We start from the raw sequence: 19,912 nt of genomic DNA, 5'->3' as shown, positions 1-19,912 counted from the left end.
GGGAACGTTAATCTTTAATAATTAATAAAATTAGATGCTGGAAAACACTTTTGTATTTATCTTAAGCAATGCAAAATATGATGCTCCAATAGAATCTACAGGTTTTACAGTAGCCAAATATCTCTCAAAAAATAACACTGTTTTTTATATCGAATACCCAGCAACGATTAAAGATTATTATCGGTTAAAAACTTCTCCGGAATTTAAAAAAAAGAGAGATTTATTTACCGCTTCTTCTGATGGTTTATTAGCAACTGAAACTCCAAATCTTCATATTTTAATTACTCCCGTTCTTTTATCTATCAACTTTATACCAGAAGGTTCTCTGTATAGAAAGCTTTTGAGTTATAACGAAAGTTTAATAGTAAAGCGGATAGAAAAAATCAAGAAAAAATATAAGATTAAAGATTTCATCTTCATCAATTCTTTTAATATTCATTATCCAAATATTGGGACATTGTTAAATGCCAAGCTAAACGTTTATCACTGTGTAGATCCAATTATAGAAGATTATGATGCAAAACATGGGCATTTATCTGAAGAAATTATTTTAAAAAATGCTGATCTGGTGATTTGCACCAGTAAAGAATTGTATAAAAATAAATTAGAACAACATCCTTATACTTTTTTTGTGCCAAACGCTGCAGATTTTGAACACAGCGAAAAAGCAAACTCTGAAACAACAGAAATCCATCCAAATATTCTTGATATAAAAAAGCCAATAATTGGTTATTTCGGAAATATTGAAAGGCGTATTGATTACCGAATGTTAGAAAAGGTAATGAAATTGAATAGCGATAAAAGCTTCGTTTTTGTTGGCCCAATTGAAGCAGAATATCTTAAGAAGATAAAAAAAGAAACCCCGAATCTTTATTTGATTGAACAGGTACCTTACAAGTTGATGCCATCTGTTTTAAAAGGATTTGATGTTGCCATTATTCCATTTAAAAAGGATAGTGTGAGCCATAATATATTTCCGTTAAAGCTTTTTGAATATTTAGGAAGCGGAAAACCCGTAATCTCAACAGATTTTAATATAGATCTTGATGAATTTACAAATGGAACAGTTCCCTATTGCAAAACTGCGGATGAATTTTCTAATGCGATAAATGATGCCTTGCTTAATGATAACCAGGAAAAACAAAATTTGAGGTTAAAAGCTGCAAAGGATAATACATGGGATAAAAGATTAGATGAATTTTCTAATATCTTGCAAAAACATTTAGAAAAGAAGGAAGATTAATTATGCCAAAAATCTTTTTTGACCATCAAAAATTTACCACCCAAAAATTTGGAGGCATAAGCCGTTATTTTGCCAATATTATTAATGCCATAAAACAAAACCCAGAATTTGAATATCTATTAGGCGTAGCAAATTCTAAAAACTATTATATCAAAGACGAAAAGCAAATTTTAAATACTGCTCTAGCCGATTTTTTTCTAAAATCTGAATATGGTTTTAGAACCTTTAAACTAAACGAATTGTATTGCAAACACCTGCTCAATCAAAACAATTTCGATATTTTCCATCCCACTTATTACGAGCCGTATTTCATTAATAAGCTCAAAAAACCAATGGTAACCACCATTCATGATATGACGCATGAACGTTTGCCACAGTATTTTTGGGTTAAAGACCCTTTAACAAGCTATAAAAGAATAAATGCCGATAGAGCCGATAAAATTATTGCCATTTCTGAAACTACAAAAAGAGATTTACTGACCTATTTGCCCGTTGATGAAAAGAAAGTAGAAGTAATCTATCATGGAATTGATTTAGAAACGCCTTTGTTTTTTGAAGAAATAAAAAACCTACCAAAAAATTATTTACTTTTTATTGGCGATAGAGGCGGTTATAAAAATTTCTATTTGTTATTAGATGCCTTCGCAGAAATCTCAAAGAAAAACTCGGATATACAACTGGTTTTATCTGGAGGAGGAAATTTAGAAGGTGCAGATGTAGAAATCATCAATCGCTTAAAGCTGAATGATAAGGTAAGACATTTTAATGTTAGCGATGGGCAATTAAACCATCTCTACAAAAATGCTTTACTTTTTATCTATCCATCTTTGTATGAAGGTTTTGGATTACCTATTTTAGAAGCTTTTAAAGCCCAATGCCCTGTTTTATTAAGTAAAACAGATTGCTTTGAAGAAATTGCAAATGAAGCTGCCGCCTTTTTTAGTCCTTTTGATTTGGAAGATTTGATTTTTCAAATAGAAAAACTAATCGGCGATAGCGAATTAAGGAAACAATTAATCGATAAAGGAAACATAAGATTAATGGATTTCCCACTACAAAAATCAATGGATAAAACATTAGCACTATATAAAACGCTTGCTTAGTTTATGCTGTTCAACTCGCTAGATTTTGTTTTCTTTTTTGTAATTGTAACCATTTTATACTACGTTTTACCATTTAAAAGTCGATGGTTTTTGTTGCTGGCTGCAAGTTGCTATTTCTATATGGCATTTGTTCCAGTTTATATCCTCATACTCGGTTTTACCATTATTGTAGATTATTTAGCAGGAATTTACATCGAAAAATCTGTCGGTAAAAAGCGTAAATTATTATTAATATGTAGTTTAATAGCCAACATCGGCATTTTGGCGATATTCAAATATTATAATTTCATCAACGATAACATCTCTTTTTTAGCCACCAGCGTAAATTTACAAAACCATATCCCCTATTTAAATATCTTGTTGCCCATTGGTTTATCATTTCACACTTTCCAGGCAATGAGTTATACTATAGAGGTTTATCGGGGTAACCAAAAAGCAGAAAAACATTTTGGGATTTACAGTTTGTATGTGATGTTTTACCCTCAATTAGTCGCCGGACCAATTGAAAGACCGCAAAACATCTTGCCTCAATTGCACATGAAACATCAGTTTTCTTATGCAAATATGTCTGAAGGTTTAAAGCAAATGGCCTGGGGATTTTTTAAAAAACTGGTAGTTGCAGATCGACTTTCTATTTATGTTGATACCGTTTATCCAAATCCAGAACTCCACAATGGCTCCACAGTTGTTTTAAGCTCTATATTTTTTGCCATACAAATCTATTGCGATTTTTCTGGCTATTCTGATATTGCAATTGGCGCAGCCAGAACCATGGGTTTTGATTTAATGACCAATTTTAAACGCCCTTATTTTGCAAAATCTATCTCAGAATTTTGGGGAAGATGGCATATCTCACTTTCTACCTGGTTTAGGGATTATTTGTACATTCCATTAGGTGGAAATCGTGTTAAAATATCCAGAAGATTTTTAAATCTATTTATTGTATTTATCATCAGTGGTTTATGGCATGGAGCAAGCTATAACTTTATTATCTGGGGTGCTTTGCATGGGTTTTATCAAATTATTGGCTTAATTATAAAGCGACCTTTAAATGTTTTCGAGGATAAATTACCACGATTCGGTTTAATGACTTTCAATCTTTTTAAAGGGATTTTTGTATTTTTAATCGTCACTTTTGCGTGGATTTTCTTTAGAGCAAATACACTTTCAGATTCCTTTCAATTGATCAGCAACCTTAAAACATTTGGGCAAATGCCATTTTTAGGAAACGGAGTTAACCAAATGGGGCATTGTGTTATTGCTATTATTTTACTTTTTACCATAGAATACTTTATGGAGTTTAAACCATCATTTAAAATGATGGACAACAAATACCCAATTGTGAGGTATGCATCTGTAGTTGGTTTGCTATTTATCATTTTAATTTTCGGGGTTTTTAATGGCGGACAGTTTATTTACTTTCAGTTTTAATGATGGAGAAATTAAGCCTGAAAATATTTTTAAGAAATCTAGCAATATTTATAGCGCTGCTTTTCTTATGCGATAGATTGATTGGATTTGCTTTAGAAAAATCTTACTTCAGCTTAAAAATTGGGCAGTTTGCACAAACTACTTATACTTTAGACAAGGCAGCTCCAGATATTTTAGTTTTTGGAAGTTCCAGGGCTTTACATCATTACTCTTCAGAAATATTATCAACCAAACTTCAAAAATCAATTTATAATGCTGGCAGCGATGGACAGTTTTTACCCTACTATTGTGCTGCACAAGAAGTAATTTTACAAAGAAAAATCCCAAAGATTATCATTCTGGATGTTAACATTTGGGAACTTGGACCAAATGAATCAAAATATATAAAATTAGCTAGCCTGCTTCCTTACGTAGGCGAACATCCACTTTTAAAGAAATACACCTCAGAAATTAGTGATTTTGAGAACATAAAATTTATTAGCAAAACCTACCCATATAATTCTACCCTACTCATTTCTACATATGATCATTTGTTCTCCAACAAATTACCAGAGGATGATAGAGGATATTTTCCGTTGGTGAGAACAATTCCTAAAAATCAGTTTCAGGAATATAAAGAACAACAAAGAATTTATAACGAGAAAAGGGCAAAACAAAACATCAAAATTGATGAAAAAGCAATGGTTTATTATCGTGAGTTTTTACAGCGATGTAAAGATTTGAAAATCAAAACATACGTCATTATCTCACCAACTATATTAAAAGAACCTAAATCAAAGGAAAAGATTTTATTGGAAATAATAGCCAAAGATTATCCAAATGTTACTTTTTTAGATTATTCTCATGATGATAATTATAACAACCATTATCAGCTTTTTGCTGATGAATTTCATTTAAACAATTTAGGAGCAGAAAAATTCTCTAAAGAATTAGCCGATAGGATAAAATAAAATCGTTCGATTAATTTTTCTAAATTTATAGAATGAAAAACACAATTTTAATATTATCAATTATACTTTCATCTTTTTCTGTTTTTGCACAGCGAAATTCTACAACGGATACTGTAATTATCAACAAAAAATATAATGAGATTGATAATATTCTAAAAACTGATTTACCGCATCATCAGCAAAAAAGGAATGCAACTGATAGTTCTCAAAATTCTAATATACGTATTTGCGTACCATCAAGGGCAAACATGATTGGCTCACCTTTAACTATTATAAAGTATGGGAAGAAAGAATTTCTTTCTAAAGATTCTACAAATAATGCGATTCTTAACATCATCAATCCAAATGATATTTTAAGCATTAATATTTTAAAAAATGAAGAACAGACTAAAAAATATGGTGATGATGGAAAAAACGGAGTTATCATTGTGACCATTAAGGATGAGAAAGCAGATGAATTTGCTAAAGCTTTAAGGCAAAGAAAAAAGGATTTAAAGAAACTGAATAAGAATTAATTCTTTTATAAAACCCACAAAAAAACTCGATATAAAATCAAATTTATATCGAGTTTTTATTTAAGATGATTTGACTATTTCAAGCCATCCAATATTTCTTGTTCCCTTAAACCAGCGATATTATTTTTACCTTCAAACTTGTTTTTAACTTCTTCAAAGTTTTCTAAAACAGCGGCAATAGAATCTAAAATATCAGCAGCATTTTGGTGCATTATACCAAGCTTGTCTTCTAGTTTTGCATTATTAAGTTCCATATTATCAACCTCTATTTTCCCTATTTTCTGAATAACCGCTGTTTGACTATGTTTTAAATCGTCTAACTCACGGGTTATTTTCTCCATTAAATCGAATTTTTTTAACTTATCCATCTTTTAAATTATTGGTATAAATACGTATATCCACTAACTGTGCCAATGATAAATTTCACTGATTTAGCAATAAAATGCCAGTTAACTGATTTAGGATTTAAGCTGGTTTTTTACCCAATAAAACAAAATCATTAACCACAATTTCAGTAACGTAACGTTTAACCCCTTCTTTATCATTATAAGTTCGGGTTACCAGTTTTCCTTCTATGGCTACTTCACTGCCTTTTTGTAGATATTTAATAGCAATATCTGCTTGCTTATCCCACATTACCAATTGATGCCATTGGGTTTCTTCTACCTTCTCTCCTTTTTCATTTTTGTACGAATCATTAGTGGCTAAATTTAGTTTGGCGATTTTCTTTGTTGCAGAAAATTCCTTTACTTCTGGTGCCGAACCTAAAAATCCGATTAATCTTACACTGTTTCTTAAATTTGTCATGATCTTAAAAATTAAATTGTATATACTTGTTAAAGAACAGTTAACCACCATGGCTAACCGACAAAACAAAGGTGAGGATAACGCAGAAACCTAGTCGGATGTTAATCATTTATATCCGTATATAAACGGATAATACGGGAATGATGGTTAGGGGGGAATTGGATATATATGTAAGTTGTATGCAATTTGCAGAAACCTCAAAATCTTAAAATGAAATATGAGAATTATAAAATTTGATTATCGGTATCTTTTCGCAATTATTATTTTGACAATTAGTTGCTCATACAAAATGAAAGAAAGAAAAATAAAAAGTATTGAATATTACAGGGTTGACGGCAAATCAGAACCAAATAAGTCAGACGAAATTTTTAAAATAAAAATAGGATTATATAAAGTTGAAAATTTTGACACAAATGGAAACATTATAAAAGAAAATGGGTTTGACAGAGAAATGAATCCAGATAATATAATAGAAAGAAAGTTTGACAATAACAAAAACCCTATAGAATTATTGACTTTCAAAAACTATTATAATAAACCTCTTACTAAAACTTATCTTTCAAAATATCTTTACGAAAATAATTTGTTAGTCGAGTCTTTACATTATTATGGAACATTTGACAGTTCAGGTTTTTGGGCAAGGAATAAAATTAATTATAATAGTAAAAAACAAAAAATAAAGGATGAATATGAGTCATATAATGATGACGCTAAAAAGGAAACTAGAATATATGAATGGAAAGACGAGTACAGCTACGTTGAAGACAGAATAAATAAAGAAGGAATCTTAGCCGAAAGACATTTTGTAAGACTTGACAAAAGGGGCAAAGAAATACAACATAGAATAAACTTTGAATTGTTGTCAAAAGAGGACTCTTCCTATCAAGTATATTTTGAAAAAGAATTTGACGAATATGGAAATGAAATAGTTAGTATAAGCAAATATGTGGGAAAGCCAATACAAAAAACAGAGTATAAATATTTATACGACGGGGAAAATTGGAAATACCGTTTACAGTTTACAAATCAAAATTATTGGACTGAATTTAGAAGGATTGAGTATTATTAAAACTGCATACAACATCGGTTTGGCAATAGTGGGGCAGACAGTAGTAAATTCAACATTTGTGCTACTATTGGGCATTTGTGCAAAGGTTGGGCTGACGTTTTCCAAATGCCCCACCATCGCCAAGCCTTAAACCGTTAGGTGCAAGTAAAGAGACGCACCCAAATAGAAAACTTGAAACCTAAACATAGACGACAATTATAAAACAAATAAAATCTAAACAAAAAAAAATGAAAAAAGCAATATCAATATTAATGACATTATCGGTTTTGACACTAGCATTGTCATCTTGCGATTGGGCTAAGGACAAGACAAAAAAAGCTGTTAACAAAACAGGCGAAATTGTTGGGAAAACAGGCTCTGAATTTGGCGAAGGAATTTACAAAGGTGTGAAAAAGACTTTTGATAATGACGTAAAAATTTCTGACCAATTAAAAGAGAAAGGACTTGAACTTGGCGAAGTTTTAATTAATTCTTCAAACTCAACTACTGACAATATTTTAACTGCATACTTTATTTTCAACGACAACTTTGATCAAGAAATTACCATTAAAATCTTTGATGAAAACGGAAAAGAATACGGACGACTAACAGAAAAATTAAAAGGCGAAAAAGGTAACGCAAAACATTTTGACTTTACTTTTGACAAACATGTAAACATTGGAAAAAAAGGAAGCATAACAATAGAATAACCTAATGAAACAATATTCACAGCCATTACAATAGCTATAAGAAATTGGCGGTTCAGTGGATAAATGAAGCTCATTAAAAAACCGAATCCTTGTAATATCTGCCTTTATAATCTAGCGGAGACATTCCGGTAATTTTCCTGAAAACTTCACGAAAAGCTTTTACATCAGAGTAGCCAACATCGTACATTACTTCGTTAATAGTTTTACGGTTTGTTTCAAACAACTTTTTTGCCGCCTCTACTTTAACCCTTTGTGTATATTCTATGGGTGTATTTCCGGTAGCTTTAATAAACCTCCTGTCAAAATTTCTTCGTCCAACGTTTAACAGAGTTGATAAATTCTCTATGACAATTTTCTCATCCAAATTATTTTCTATATAAGCTTGTGCCGATTGCACCATTAAATCGTCATGTTTTTTTTGCCCGGTGAAAATAGCAAACTCAGATTGCGTATTCCTATCCATTTCTATCTGAAACACCTTTGAACAATAAATTGCAGTTTTTCTATCGTAATACTTTTCGATTAGGTATAACATTAAATTCAAAAATGAATAAGCCCCACCATTTGTATAAATTCCTTTTTCATCTGTAATTAATTGATCAGCTTGTAAATTAACCTTAGGGAACTTTATTCTAAAATTCTCGGTTACCGACCAATGTGTAGAGCAACTTTTTCCATCCAACAATCCTGATGCCGCAAGCATAAATGCCCCTGTACAAATACTTGCTATTTCCGCCCCGTTTTTATATTGCTTTTCTAGCCACTCAATTAAAAGCTCATTTTTAGCTAATGCTAATTCATAATTATGATTTAACGAAGGGATAATAATTAAGTCAGTTTTTTTAAGGTCTGATATAATGCAATGAGGCTTTACCGAAAATAAGCCTCCGTTAAAATCTACTTTTTCTGAAACACCAGCAAGTTGAATGGCAAATAATTCATTTTTAAAGTTTGCTTCCCAATAAGCATTTGCCTTTCTAAATATTTCATACGCACCAGTAATGCTACTTAAGTTATTTTCTCCATTAGGTATTAAGATCGTAAGATGTTTCATGATTTATAGACAAAAGTAATGATTTCGATTGTCTAAATCAACCCACTAGAATGTCTATTTTACAACTCCTCACAATCATATTTAGACCATAGATTTACAGCATTATAAATTAAAATCTAAAAATGGAACAAACAGAATTAATCGTAAAAATGGTGAAGGACCGTTGGATAGCATCCTTAAAAAGTTGTGATCATTTGCTCAGCATTCTATCAGATGAGGATTTATTGAGGGAAATTGCGCCTTCAAAAAACAGGGGAATTTATTTATTAGGGCATTTAATTGCAGTTCATGATGATATGATCAGACTCCTTGATATGGGTGAAAAACAATATCCATCTTTATATGAACCTTTTTTAAAACTACCTGATCACCCAGACACACCAATGCCATCTGTATCAGAATTAAGAACATTTTGGAGTGAACAGTGTAACGTATTAAACCAAAAATTCGAAGGATTAAAGCCAGAACAATGGTTAGAAAAACATACCGCTGTTTCTGATGAGGATTTTGTTAAGGACCCTTCCCGGAATAAATTAAATATCATCATCACCAGAACTTCTCATTTACAATACCACATTGGGCAAATGGTCTTACTTAAATAATCTAAGATGAAAACAGAAAATTATACAACATCATTTATAGTTGATCAATCGGCGAGTGAGGTATTTAATGCCATTAACAATGTGCGAAGTTGGTGGAGTGAAGAAATTGAAGGAGAAACTGATAAATTAAACGGCGAATGGACCTATCATTATCAGGATGTGCATCGTTGTACCATGAAAATAACTGAGATGGTACCTAATCAAAAAGTGGTTTGGGAAGTTTTGGACAACTATTTTAGTTTTACCAAAAACAACGAAGAATGGAAAGGTAATCATCTCGTCTTTGAAATATCCGAGCAAGACAATAAAACATATTTGCAGTTTACTCAAATTGGTTTAGTCCCCGAATATGAATGTTACGATATTTGCGAAAATGCCTGGAATACCTACATCGGAGAAAGTTTATACAATTTGATCACGACAGGAAAAGGACAACCAAATGCTAATAACCAAGCACAAACAGATGATGAGAAAGCATTATCAGCAACTGATTTCACGAGCACTTTTTTTGTTAACCAAACACCAGCCGAAGCTTTTAAAGCCATAAACAATGTGCGTGGGTGGTGGCAAGGAGAAATTAAGGGAGAAACACAGAAACTTGATGATGAGTTTGAATATCAAATGAAAGAAGTTCATCTTTCTAAACAAAAAATAATAGAATTAATTCCTGATAAAAAAGTAGTTTGGTTAGTTTCTGATAGTAATTTGAACTTTGCTAACTCATCAGAATGGACAGGCACAAAAATAATTTTTGAGGTAAAGGAAATCAATAATAAAACCCAGGTTAGGTTTACACATTTAGGTTTAGTACCACAATTTGAGTGTTACGGAGGTTGCTCTTGGGGATGGGAACAACTCATCCAAAAAAGTTTATTTAGCTTAATAACAACCGGCAAAGGAACTCAGGTTTTTAGTTAGTAAGTGAATGTTATGATTAAAATTGAATCTCTTGAACGTATGAAAAAAATGATTTAATTGGGTTTTGAAAGAGGATTTGCCATGAATTTAAATTATTTAGAAAATCTGTTCACTAAACTATAAGATCAAGAACTAATATGCATAAAAATTAGCGAGATTAATTAATTTAAAAATATGTACCTTAAGCATTAATCTTGATTTAAATAAGGTCTCGAACCATTTTAAATTAGGATTAAAATGAATAATGTTTAGACATCAGGGTAAGTCAAGAACCTTAAGCCATAACAAAAAAATAGCTTCATTACTTTCGTTTGTAGCGGGGGTAGTAAATGTTGTTGGATTTTTATCTGTAAAAAGGCTTACTACTAACGTAACTGGTCATTTTGCGTTTTTTATTGATGAGGTTTTTAAATTCCATTTTACCGAAAGCTTTATATTCTTTCTTTTTATCTTATTCTTTTTTTTAGGATCCTTTTTTTCGAGCTTACTAGTAGAAATTATCGCCATAAAAAACGATAAATTTATTTTTTTCATCCCTACAATCATCGAATCTGTAATTTTAATAACCATAGCGGTAACTGGGAATATCCTGATTAAAAACCATGCAAACCTAATTGCTTATAGTTTACTTTTTGCTATGGGTTTACAAAATTCTTTAGTGACAAGAATCTCAAATGCAGTGGTAAGAACAACACATTTAACAGGACTTTTTACTGATTTAGGCATTGAACTATCTCAATTGTTTTTTTACAAACAAGCAGATCAGCAAAAAAAATTGATTTCAACTATTAAACTTAGACTAAGAATAATCACCTTTTTCTTTACAGGAGGTTTGCTAGGTGGAATTTTTTATCCTTTTATGAGTTTTTATCTATTACTACTTCCATCAACTATGTTAATAGTCGGATTATTTTATGATAATTTAAAATTTAGGGTTTTAAGTTGGAAAAGAAATTAGTTTTAATAAGAATTATAGTGGCTTAGATATATTTTATTTAAAATCATACTCCTTTAAAACAAAAAAAGCGGAACATAATTCCGCTTTTTGAATGATAATTAAAAAATTTCTAATTAAACGATAAACTGCTTAGCGATATCTAATACAGCAGCCATAGTTAATGGTTCATCGAAACATTCAACAGCAGCTTTTGCAGAAATTTTAGTTCCCGCTACCGCTCCATTTAATGTTGTAATGTCAACACCACCTTGTGTTTTATTATCCTCACCTGCAAATGTTTTATCTAATGCTGGTACACCAGAATCATTAGCTTGTCCGTTTGCACCTAAAGAAATCCATGGAGTGATTACGTTTGTAACTCCACTTGTTGATAATGCTCTTCTCATCTGACGGATGTGAGACGCATGACGAGCTTCAACAGAGTGAATACTTAAAGCTGCAGTTAAAACAACTTTATTACCTAACAAAGCAGGCGCTTGTCCTTTATAAGCTCTTACACCTGTATCTTCTAAACCTTGAGCTACTGCTAAATAGGTAGCATAATCAGTAAAAACTGTTGGAAAAGAATTAGTAAAATTAAAAGTAGGTTTTGCAACTGCGGCAGTACCTAAAACTGATTTTAAAAATGCAACGTGAGCATTTTCATCTTTTGCAATTTGAGTTAAAGCACCTTGCGCTGCAGCTGGAGCTGTTGAGTAAACTACACTCGCATTTCCTTTTGTGTAAAAATCTGCTTCTAGGTATTCTAGTGTTAATGCAAAGTTTAAAACATCATTAACAGTATTAGAAGTTTGTCCATAGGCTCTTTTAAACATTGTACCTAAAGCAAAAGGTAAAGAAGAAAGCGCAACTTTAGAACCGAAGCTAGTAATGTTTTTAATAGCTGCCCTTCTTGGGTTTAATCTATCTGTAATTTCAGGATCAATTGTTTCAATGTCCTTTAATATTTTTATAAAATCCATTTTGTTTAATTTAAGAAGGTAAATTACTTGCGTTAATTTCAGTTACAACATATTTTTTTGCAATCGATAAAACCTCAATAGGAGTTCTAGTGATTTCTAAAGCGTTTGCATCAATAATGTCAGAACCTACAAAAGTTCCATTGCTGATCAAATCCCTAATCAACGCAGCGTGACGAGCTTCAACTGAAACGATTTTACCTGCCAATGTCAAGTAATCAGCACTTTTAATTAAATAACCAGCACCGTTATAAGCAGAAACACCTAAATCTTCAAAAGCTTTAGCAGCTCCTAAAACACTGGTTCTATCCGTAAAATTAATAGAAGAAAAATCTACTTGTAATCCTGGAATTGCACTATTACCTAAAGCTGCTTTAAAAAATTCTCTATGCGCAACCTCATGGTCTCTGATAGAAGTTAAGTATCCAGATTCTGTAGAAGAAATTCCTGTATAAGGAGTTAACGCAACCTGAGTGTAAAAAGCTGCTTCTAATTGTTCTAAAGCGTAAGCATAATTTAAAATTCCGATATCTCCAGAACCTAAATCTAAACCTCTACTAAAATCGTCATCTTTTTTACATCCTGCTGCTACTAAAGCAATACCTGCTGCGCTTGCTCCTGCATACTGCAAGAAGTTGCGTCGTTGTAATTTTTTAGAGAAAAAACCTTTCTCTTCCGATAACAACTCTTGATCATCTTTTTCAAAAATTTTCATAAGAATTTAATTTTTTTGTTTAATAAAATTGTTTAACATGGTTATAAACGATAGAAATTGATGCTTGGATGTTGAATTATCTTTAATAGAGAAATAAAACAGAATAAATTTCAAATACTATCGCCTTAAAACCTCTATTCTATTATTAAACCAAAATTTTTTAGGCTAAAAAGAATAGAAAAAAACATAAAAAAATAAATGTCATTTAGTAAACTGAAACATGTTTTAGTGGGTATTTTATTAAGAAGTATTTTGAATTATAAGATATTTTTGCCTTTGCAAATCAAAAGTAATATGCACTCTTTTAAAATAGTTTATGACTTAAATGTAGTGCAATAAATATTTTAAATTATTTACATTCTATTATTTTAAGGCTTCAATTTGGTTTATTTAATCATAAAAAAAGGATACTTTAATAAAAAAGTATCCTTTTGTGTTTAGATCTTGAAGAATATTTTGGCTAAAACACTATAACAAAGCAGTCAGACTTTCTTCAAGAATTTTTATTTTCATCTCTGCATCTGCCTTTTTATTTTGTTCGTTTGCAACCACTTCTGGTTTTGCATTTTGTACAAAACGTTCATTAGAAAGTTTCGCATCTACGGCTTTTAGAAATCCATTTAAATATATAATTTCCTTTTGAATGCTTTCTCTTTCAGCTTCAACATCAATATTACCAATCAATGGTACAAAGAATTCATCCTTGTTAATTAAAAAGGAAGCTGCACCATTTAATTTTTCATTAACAAAATTTATTTCTGCAATGTTGGCTAATTTTATAATAATAGATTGATAACCTTTAAAATCAATTTGAGAATTTGCTTTAATAGATAGGTTTAAAGCTTCTTTTGGCGATATTTGTTTGGTGTTTCTGATGTTTCTTATTTCTGAAATGATTTGTTTTATAGCTTCAATTTCATTTAATAATTTGGTGTTTGTGGGTTTAGAATTTTCCATTTGAGCGATGATACAGCAATCTTTTTCTGTTCTCGCCCCAAATATCTCATCATGCCATAATTCTTCAGTTAAGAAAGGCATATAAGGATGCAACAATTTCAAAATATTTTCAAAAAATTGGATAGTTGCTTTGTAAGTTACCGCATCAATTGGTTGTTGATAAGCTGGTTTTACCATTTCTAAATACCAAGCGCAGAAGTCGTCCCAAACTAATTTATAGGAAGCCATTAGAGCTTCTGATAGACGATATTGAGTGAAATTATGCTCAATTTCTTCTAATGCTTCGTTAAAACGAGATTCAAACCAAGTAATAGTTGTTTGGTTTGCGTTGGCTAAACTTTCGTCAATTTCCCATCCTTTTACCAAACGGAAAGCATTCCAGATTTTATTGGCAAAGTTTCTTCCCTGTTCGCATGAGGATTCATCAAACATAATATCGTTTCCGGCAGGCGAACACAATAACATCCCAACCCTCACTCCATCTGCTCCGTATTTTTCAATTAATTCTAAAGGATCTGGAGAATTACCCAAAGATTTAGACATTTTACGACCTAATTTATCCCTAACAATTCCGGTAAGATATACGTTTTTGAAAGGTGCTTCGCCTCTAAATTCATGTCCAGCCATGATCATCCTGGCTACCCAAAAAAATAAAATTTCTGGAGCGGTTACCAAGTCATTAGTTGGATAATAGTATTGAATATCTGCATTACCTACACTTTTAGGATTGGCAATTACAGTAGGGTCAAATACAGAAATCGGCCACAGCCATGAAGAAAACCAAGTGTCTAAAACATCTTCATCTTGTTTTAAATCTGGTGGTTTTAAATTATTTGTTAAAGTTTTGAGGCTAAATTGGGAAATTGCATCCTCTGCAGTTTTGGCAACCACTACTTCACCATTTGGAGCATACCATGCGGGAATTTGTTGCCCCCACCAAAGCTGACGAGAAACGCACCAATCCTTTACGTTTTCCATCCAATGGCGATAAGTATTTATAAATTTATCAGGAATTAATTTTACTTCGCCTTCAATAACATAATCCAAGGCAGGTTTTGCCATTTCATCCATTTTGCAAAACCATTGCATAGAAAGTTTTGGTTCTATGGCAGCATCAGTACGTTCAGAAAAACCAATTTGAGATTTGTAATCTTCTACTTTTTCTAAGTTTCCAGATTCCTCTAACATTTTAGCGATTTTCTTTCTCGCAATAAAACGCTCCTCTCCTATTAAAATTTGTGCTTTTTCGTTTAAAGTTCCATTATCATTTAAAATATCGATAATTGGTAATTGATGTTTTTGTCCAAGTTCGTAATCATTTAAATCATGAGCCGGAGTTACTTTTAAACAACCAGTACCAAAATCCATAGTTACATATTCATCTAAAATAACTGGAATTTCCCTGTTGATTAATGGAACCAATACAGTTTTACCATGCAAATGGAAATATCTTTCATCATTTGGATTAATGCAAATCGCAGCATCCGCCATGATGGTTTCTGGACGAGTGGTAGCTATAGTTAAGTATTGAGTATTAAGTATTGAATATTGAGATTCTCCTTTATTTTGGTCTTGATTTTTGCTACTTGATTCTTGTTTCTCCGAAATCTGATACTTTATATAATACAACTTCTGGTTTACCTCTTTTCTAATTACTTCTTCGTCAGAAACGGCTGTTAATCCTTTTGGATCCCAGTTTACCATTCTTACACCACGATAAATCAATCCTTTTTCATGTAAATGGATGAAAGTATCTATTACAGCTTCAGATAAGGCAGGATCCATAGTAAAAGCAGTTCTGTCCCAATCGCAACTGGCACCTAACTTCTTTAATTGATCAAGAATAATCCCACCGTATTTATTTTTCCATTCATAAGCGTAGGCTAAAAATTCTTCCCTTGTTATATCTTTTTTATCGATGCCTTTTTCTTTAAGCATCGCCACCACTTTAGCTTCAGTGGCAATAGAAGCATGATCAGTACCCGGAACCCAGCAAGCATTTTTGCCTTTCATTCTTGCCCTGCGCACCAAAACATCTTGAATGGTATTGTTTAACATGTGCCCCATATGCAAAACCCCCGTTACGTTTGGTGGAGGGATAACTATGGTATAAGGTTCACGCTCATCTGGAACAGATTTGAAAAAATCATTCTCCATCCAAAACTGATACCATTTATCTTCAAAATCTTTAGGGCTGTAGGTCTTCGCAATACTCATATAACAATCAAAATATTTTCAATTTGCAAAAATAGGATTTTTATCTTGAGGAGGATAAATTTTTAAATATCAAAAACTCCGAGTTTTCTACAGAATAGCAGCGAAAAACTTTAGTATTTTTTCAATCCTTTTTATTCTTAAATCCTGATCGACAAGATTCAGACAATTAGCCCTAAAGTAAATTTTTAAAATTTCAACAAAAAAAATAACCACTTGACTAAGTGGTTACTAATTCTTTATTGATAAGAAAATGTGGTTATTAAGAATCAAATTTATAACCTACACCTTTTACTGTGGTTACGTAAGTATCTCCTAATTTCTCTCTCAATTTTCTAATATGAACATCAATGGTTCGGTTGGTTACCACCACAGAATCTTCCCAAATATTACTTAATATGGCTTCTCTCGTGTAAACTTTACCGGGTTTAGAAGCTAACAGAAATAATAATTCAAATTCTTTTTTAGCTAAAACGATTTTATTTCCATTTTGATAAACCAGAAAAGATTCCCTATCGATTACTAAATCTCCAATCTCTATCTTATTGTCTACCTCTTCTTCGGCTTGTACGTTTCTTCTTAAAATAGCATTTATGCGACTAATTAGTGCTCTAGGTTTGATAGGTTTTGCGATATAATCATCAGCTCCCACATTAAATCCAGCAATTTCAGAATATTCCTCGCTCCTTGCTGTTAAAAAAACCATGAAAGTATTTTTAAATTCAGGCATTGCCCTCATCACTCTACAAGCTTCAATCCCATCCATTTTAGGCATCATGATATCCAGAATAATTAAATCTGGGATAACTTTTTTAGCCTCTATTACAGCTTCCCTTCCATTACTTGCTGTATAAACCTGATATCCTTCTTTATTTAAATTATATTCAATTAAGTCCAAAATATCTGGCTCATCATCAACTATTAAAATCTTAGGCTTATTGCTGCTCATATATTTATTTTGGTACTAAATTATACGATTGATAGTATCAAACGATTAATATAACATTAAGAAATTGTTAAGGTTTACAAATTCTTAACAATTTCTTAAATATAAAGTATTTTAGACTGATTTACAGATTCTTAGATAAAAAGGTATTTAACTCTTCTCCTTTTAAATTTTTTGCGACAATTTTCCCAGTAGGATCAATCAAAAAAGAAGAAGGTATGGCCTCAATATTATATAATCTTGCAGTTTCGGCTTCCCACTGTTTTAGTTCAGATACTTGATCCCAAACTAAACCATCATCTTTTATTGCTCTTTGCCATTCCTTTGGATCAGTATCTAATGAAAATCCAAAAATGGTAAAGTTTTTATCCTTAAACTTTTGATATTCTCTTACAATATTTGGATTTTCACGTCTGCATGGTGCACACCACGAAGCCCAAAAATCTACCAATACATATTTTCCTTTAAAACCAGATAGACTTATAGACTTACCATCTGGTGTTAAAGCTGTGATTTCTGGTGCTTGTTGACCAATTGCAACTCTACTAGCCGCTTCCATTTGTTTATAGAAAGCATTAACTGCTTTATTTTTAGGAAATTCCTTTTTTGCTACTTTACTATACTCAATCAATTTGTTTTCATATTCTGGCGCATTCATTCCCGCCATTATATTTGCAGCAAAAAATGAGGTTAATGCGCTTTTGTTGTCTTGTATAAATTGATAGGATTGCGCCAAAAATGGTTGATTTAATTCTTGTGATTTAGCATTAAATTCTGCTATAATTTCATCTTTTTTATCCTGATCTTGAGTGATTTTTTTACTGTATTCCTCAGCAAGATGTCCAGTCTTAATGCTGTAATCGTTTGTTATTTTATTGTACTCAGTTAATTTATCAGCTTCATCGGTTCCTTTAATTTCATAATTGCTAGCCTGATTGGTTAAATCTGCTTTAAACTCAATTTCGTCTCCATTTTTTGCTATTCCAAAATAAGAACGTTGGCCAATAATTAACTGAAAAAATTCAGGCTCTTCGCTAATAGATTTTAGAGTAAATTTCTGATTTTCATTAAAAAAAGTAGAATCTTTTGGCACCATTTGCCCCAAACTATCAGCCAATAAAAGATATATTTTTTTTACATCCCCAACATTCTTAACCTCGCCATTTATGGTAAATTCCTTTTTATTATTACAAGCAGATAAAACTGTTGCTAAAAAAATTACCGATAAAACAATCTTCCTCATTTTAAACTTTCTATTTTTTGAATTATTAATTGATTTGTTTTCTTCGGGTCGCATTTGCCATGAGATAATTTCATTACTTCGCCCATAAACAAACCAAGAACTCCTTTTTTGCCATTATGGTATTCTTTCACCTTGTCAGGATATTTATTTAACGCCGTTGTGATAAATCCTGAAAGCTCGTCTTGATGATGATGGTCTCCTAAACCTAAATTTTGCATCAAATCAGCAACTTTTAATGAAGGATTTTCAATCAAGCTATTAAATAATTTATCTTTTGCCTGATGGTGATTTATACTTTTATCAGCTAGTAAATTGATGATTTCGGCTATTTGTTTTGAAGGAACTAAAAAATCTGTAAAACTGATTTGCTTTTCATTCAGGTAAGATTTGATTGGCCCCATTATCCAATTTGATGCGGTTTTATAAGCTTTTGTGTACTCTGTAATCGCTATAAAATAATTGGCAGTTTCTTTTTCAGCAGTTAAAACCAAAGCATCATAAGCTGATAGACCCATTTCAGAAACGAATTTTTGATATAATTCCTCAGGCAATGCGGGCAATTCTGTTTTTACTTTTTCTAAAAATTCATCAGAAATAACAATGGGCAATAAATCTGGCTCAGGGAAATAACGATAATCATTAGCCATTTCTTTAGAACGTAATGGAGATGTTTTCCCAGTTACAGCATCGAAATTTAAGGTATTTTGTGAGATGGTTTCTCCTTTAATTACTAACCTGATTTGTCGGTCTATTTCATGTTCAATCGCCTTCTGAACATTCTTTATCGAATTTAGATTTTTTACCTCACAACGATTACCCAACTTTGTATCGCCCTTTAATCGAATAGAAATGTTTGCATCGCAACGCATACTTCCTTCTTCCATGTTGCCATCACAAATATCCAAATAGCGAACTAATTTTCTCAATTCTGATAAATAAGCTGCGGCTTCTTCACCAGAAGCAATCATTGGCTCAGTTACAACCTCTAATAAAGGCACTCCTGCCCTATTTAAATCTATGAAAGAATAAGCAGCATCTAAATCATGGTTACTTTTTCCCGCATCTTCTTCAATATGAATTCGGTTAAGGATAATATCTTTTTCCACTCCATTGTCTAATCTTATCTTCAATTTGCCCCCAACACAAATAGGACGGTTATCTTGAGTAATTTGATAACCTTTAGGTAAATCGGCGTAGAAATAGTTTTTTCTATCAAAAAAATTATATTGATTAATTTCACAATTTATAGCCAGTCCTAATTTTGTTGCAAAAGCAATTATTTTTTCATTACATACAGGTAACGCCCCTGGCAAACCCAAAGAAACAGTACTTATATCTTGATTTGGTTGGCTTCCAAAACTTGCAGAATCAGAACAAAACGCTTTAGAATTTGTAGATAATTGAACATGAACTTCTAAACCAATAACTGCTTCGTATTGTTCAAATTCTTTTAAATTAAGCTTCATTAATTGATAATTTTTTTATTTATAGGCATATTTTATTGCAATTTTCAAATATAAACGAATTACTTACAATTAA

At 31.6% G+C, this 19,912-nt stretch carries 19 protein-coding genes; 10 read left to right on the top strand and 9 right to left on the bottom strand.

Going from position 1 to position 19,912, the window contains the following annotated elements:
- Positions 1-34: 34 nt before the first annotated feature.
- The 5 genes from A5893_RS15415 to A5893_RS15395 all read left to right on the top strand — a co-directional run bounded on the left by A5893_RS15415 (position 35) and on the right by A5893_RS15395 (position 5,242).
- The gene (locus tag A5893_RS15415) at positions 35-1,243 is read left to right on the top strand and encodes a glycosyltransferase (protein WP_068823488.1); all 1,209 of its coding nucleotides are present in this window, start codon (positions 35-37) and stop codon (positions 1,241-1,243) included.
- A gap of 2 nt (positions 1,244-1,245) precedes the next feature.
- Complete coding sequence (locus A5893_RS15410) at positions 1,246-2,346, top strand: glycosyltransferase family 4 protein (protein WP_068823487.1); 1,101 nt, start codon at positions 1,246-1,248, stop codon at positions 2,344-2,346.
- A 120-nt stretch (positions 2,347-2,466) separates the two neighbouring features.
- Entirely contained in the window at positions 2,467-3,777 is a 1,311-nt protein-coding gene (locus A5893_RS15405; RefSeq protein ID WP_232456875.1) for an MBOAT family O-acyltransferase, read from the top strand.
- Positions 3,777-4,727 carry a hypothetical protein gene (locus A5893_RS15400; RefSeq protein ID WP_068823485.1) on the top strand — a complete coding sequence of 317 codons (951 nt, stop codon included), beginning with the start codon at positions 3,777-3,779 and terminating at the stop codon, positions 4,725-4,727. Before A5893_RS15405 ends, A5893_RS15400 begins: the two co-directional genes overlap by 1 nt.
- Before the next feature lie 32 nt (positions 4,728-4,759).
- Positions 4,760-5,242, top strand: a complete 483-nt coding sequence (locus tag A5893_RS15395) for a hypothetical protein (protein WP_068823484.1) — start codon at positions 4,760-4,762, stop codon at positions 5,240-5,242.
- Positions 5,243-5,316: 74 nt separating this feature from the next.
- Here the strand turns inward: A5893_RS15395 and A5893_RS15390 are convergent, their stop codons facing one another.
- Positions 5,317-5,610 (bottom strand): hypothetical protein, encoded by a 294-nt coding sequence (locus tag A5893_RS15390; RefSeq protein WP_068823483.1) that lies wholly within the window; start codon positions 5,608-5,610, stop codon positions 5,317-5,319.
- A 97-nt stretch (positions 5,611-5,707) separates the two neighbouring features.
- Positions 5,708-6,049 carry a single-stranded DNA-binding protein gene (locus tag A5893_RS15385; protein ID WP_068823482.1) on the bottom strand — a complete coding sequence of 114 codons (342 nt, stop codon included), beginning with the start codon at positions 6,047-6,049 and terminating at the stop codon, positions 5,708-5,710.
- Between the two features lie 289 nt (positions 6,050-6,338).
- Here A5893_RS15385 and A5893_RS15380 point away from each other — a divergent pair, with 289 nt between their 5' ends.
- Both A5893_RS15380 and A5893_RS15375 read left to right on the top strand, forming a co-directional pair.
- Positions 6,339-7,118: a hypothetical protein gene (locus tag A5893_RS15380; protein ID WP_068823481.1), complete on the top strand. Its 780-nt coding sequence runs from the start codon at positions 6,339-6,341 to the stop codon at positions 7,116-7,118.
- A 227-nt stretch (positions 7,119-7,345) separates the two neighbouring features.
- Complete coding sequence (locus A5893_RS15375; protein WP_082911465.1) at positions 7,346-7,807, top strand: hypothetical protein; 462 nt, start codon at positions 7,346-7,348, stop codon at positions 7,805-7,807.
- A gap of 73 nt (positions 7,808-7,880) precedes the next feature.
- Here the strand turns inward: A5893_RS15375 and A5893_RS15370 are convergent, their stop codons facing one another.
- Positions 7,881-8,861: a GlxA family transcriptional regulator gene (locus A5893_RS15370; RefSeq protein ID WP_068823480.1), complete on the bottom strand. Its 981-nt coding sequence runs from the start codon at positions 8,859-8,861 to the stop codon at positions 7,881-7,883.
- Between the two features lie 122 nt (positions 8,862-8,983).
- On the opposite strand from A5893_RS15370, the gene A5893_RS15365 reads away from it, so the two are divergent.
- From A5893_RS15365 to A5893_RS15355, 3 genes are all read left to right on the top strand, one after another.
- On the top strand, positions 8,984-9,463 hold the full coding sequence (locus tag A5893_RS15365) for a DinB family protein (protein WP_068823479.1): 480 nt from the start codon (positions 8,984-8,986) through the stop codon (positions 9,461-9,463).
- Positions 9,464-9,469: 6 nt separating this feature from the next.
- Positions 9,470-10,381: an SRPBCC family protein gene (locus A5893_RS18130; protein WP_068823478.1), complete on the top strand. Its 912-nt coding sequence runs from the start codon at positions 9,470-9,472 to the stop codon at positions 10,379-10,381.
- A 244-nt stretch (positions 10,382-10,625) separates the two neighbouring features.
- The gene (locus tag A5893_RS15355) at positions 10,626-11,339 is read left to right on the top strand and encodes a YoaK family protein (RefSeq protein ID WP_068823477.1); all 714 of its coding nucleotides are present in this window, start codon (positions 10,626-10,628) and stop codon (positions 11,337-11,339) included.
- Between the two features lie 113 nt (positions 11,340-11,452).
- Here the strand turns inward: A5893_RS15355 and A5893_RS15350 are convergent, their stop codons facing one another.
- The 6 genes from A5893_RS15350 to gatB all read right to left on the bottom strand — a co-directional run bounded on the left by A5893_RS15350 (position 11,453) and on the right by gatB (position 19,839).
- The gene (locus A5893_RS15350; RefSeq protein ID WP_068823476.1) at positions 11,453-12,301 is read right to left on the bottom strand and encodes a ferritin-like domain-containing protein; all 849 of its coding nucleotides are present in this window, start codon (positions 12,299-12,301) and stop codon (positions 11,453-11,455) included.
- A gap of 10 nt (positions 12,302-12,311) precedes the next feature.
- Positions 12,312-13,013, bottom strand: coding sequence for a ferritin-like domain-containing protein (locus A5893_RS15345; protein ID WP_068823475.1), 702 nt, complete (start codon positions 13,011-13,013; stop codon positions 12,312-12,314).
- A 468-nt stretch (positions 13,014-13,481) separates the two neighbouring features.
- On the bottom strand, positions 13,482-16,187 hold the full coding sequence (locus tag A5893_RS15340; protein WP_068823474.1) for a valine--tRNA ligase: 2,706 nt from the start codon (positions 16,185-16,187) through the stop codon (positions 13,482-13,484).
- A gap of 259 nt (positions 16,188-16,446) precedes the next feature.
- The gene (locus tag A5893_RS15335) at positions 16,447-17,133 is read right to left on the bottom strand and encodes a response regulator transcription factor (RefSeq protein WP_068823473.1); all 687 of its coding nucleotides are present in this window, start codon (positions 17,131-17,133) and stop codon (positions 16,447-16,449) included.
- A gap of 121 nt (positions 17,134-17,254) precedes the next feature.
- Complete coding sequence (locus A5893_RS15330) at positions 17,255-18,373, bottom strand: TlpA disulfide reductase family protein (RefSeq protein ID WP_068823722.1); 1,119 nt, start codon at positions 18,371-18,373, stop codon at positions 17,255-17,257.
- Positions 18,370-19,839 carry an Asp-tRNA(Asn)/Glu-tRNA(Gln) amidotransferase subunit GatB gene (gatB, locus tag A5893_RS15325; protein WP_068823472.1) on the bottom strand — a complete coding sequence of 490 codons (1,470 nt, stop codon included), beginning with the start codon at positions 19,837-19,839 and terminating at the stop codon, positions 18,370-18,372. Before gatB ends, A5893_RS15330 begins: the two co-directional genes overlap by 4 nt.
- Between the last annotated feature and the right edge of the window lie 73 nt (positions 19,840-19,912).

The organism is Pedobacter psychrophilus, from assembly GCF_001652725.1.
In the GTDB taxonomy this organism is placed as follows: domain Bacteria; phylum Bacteroidota; class Bacteroidia; order Sphingobacteriales; family Sphingobacteriaceae; genus Pseudopedobacter; species Pseudopedobacter psychrophilus.
Note: the sequence above shows the minus strand (reverse complement) of the source record. Positions and strands in the feature narration are given on the sequence as shown.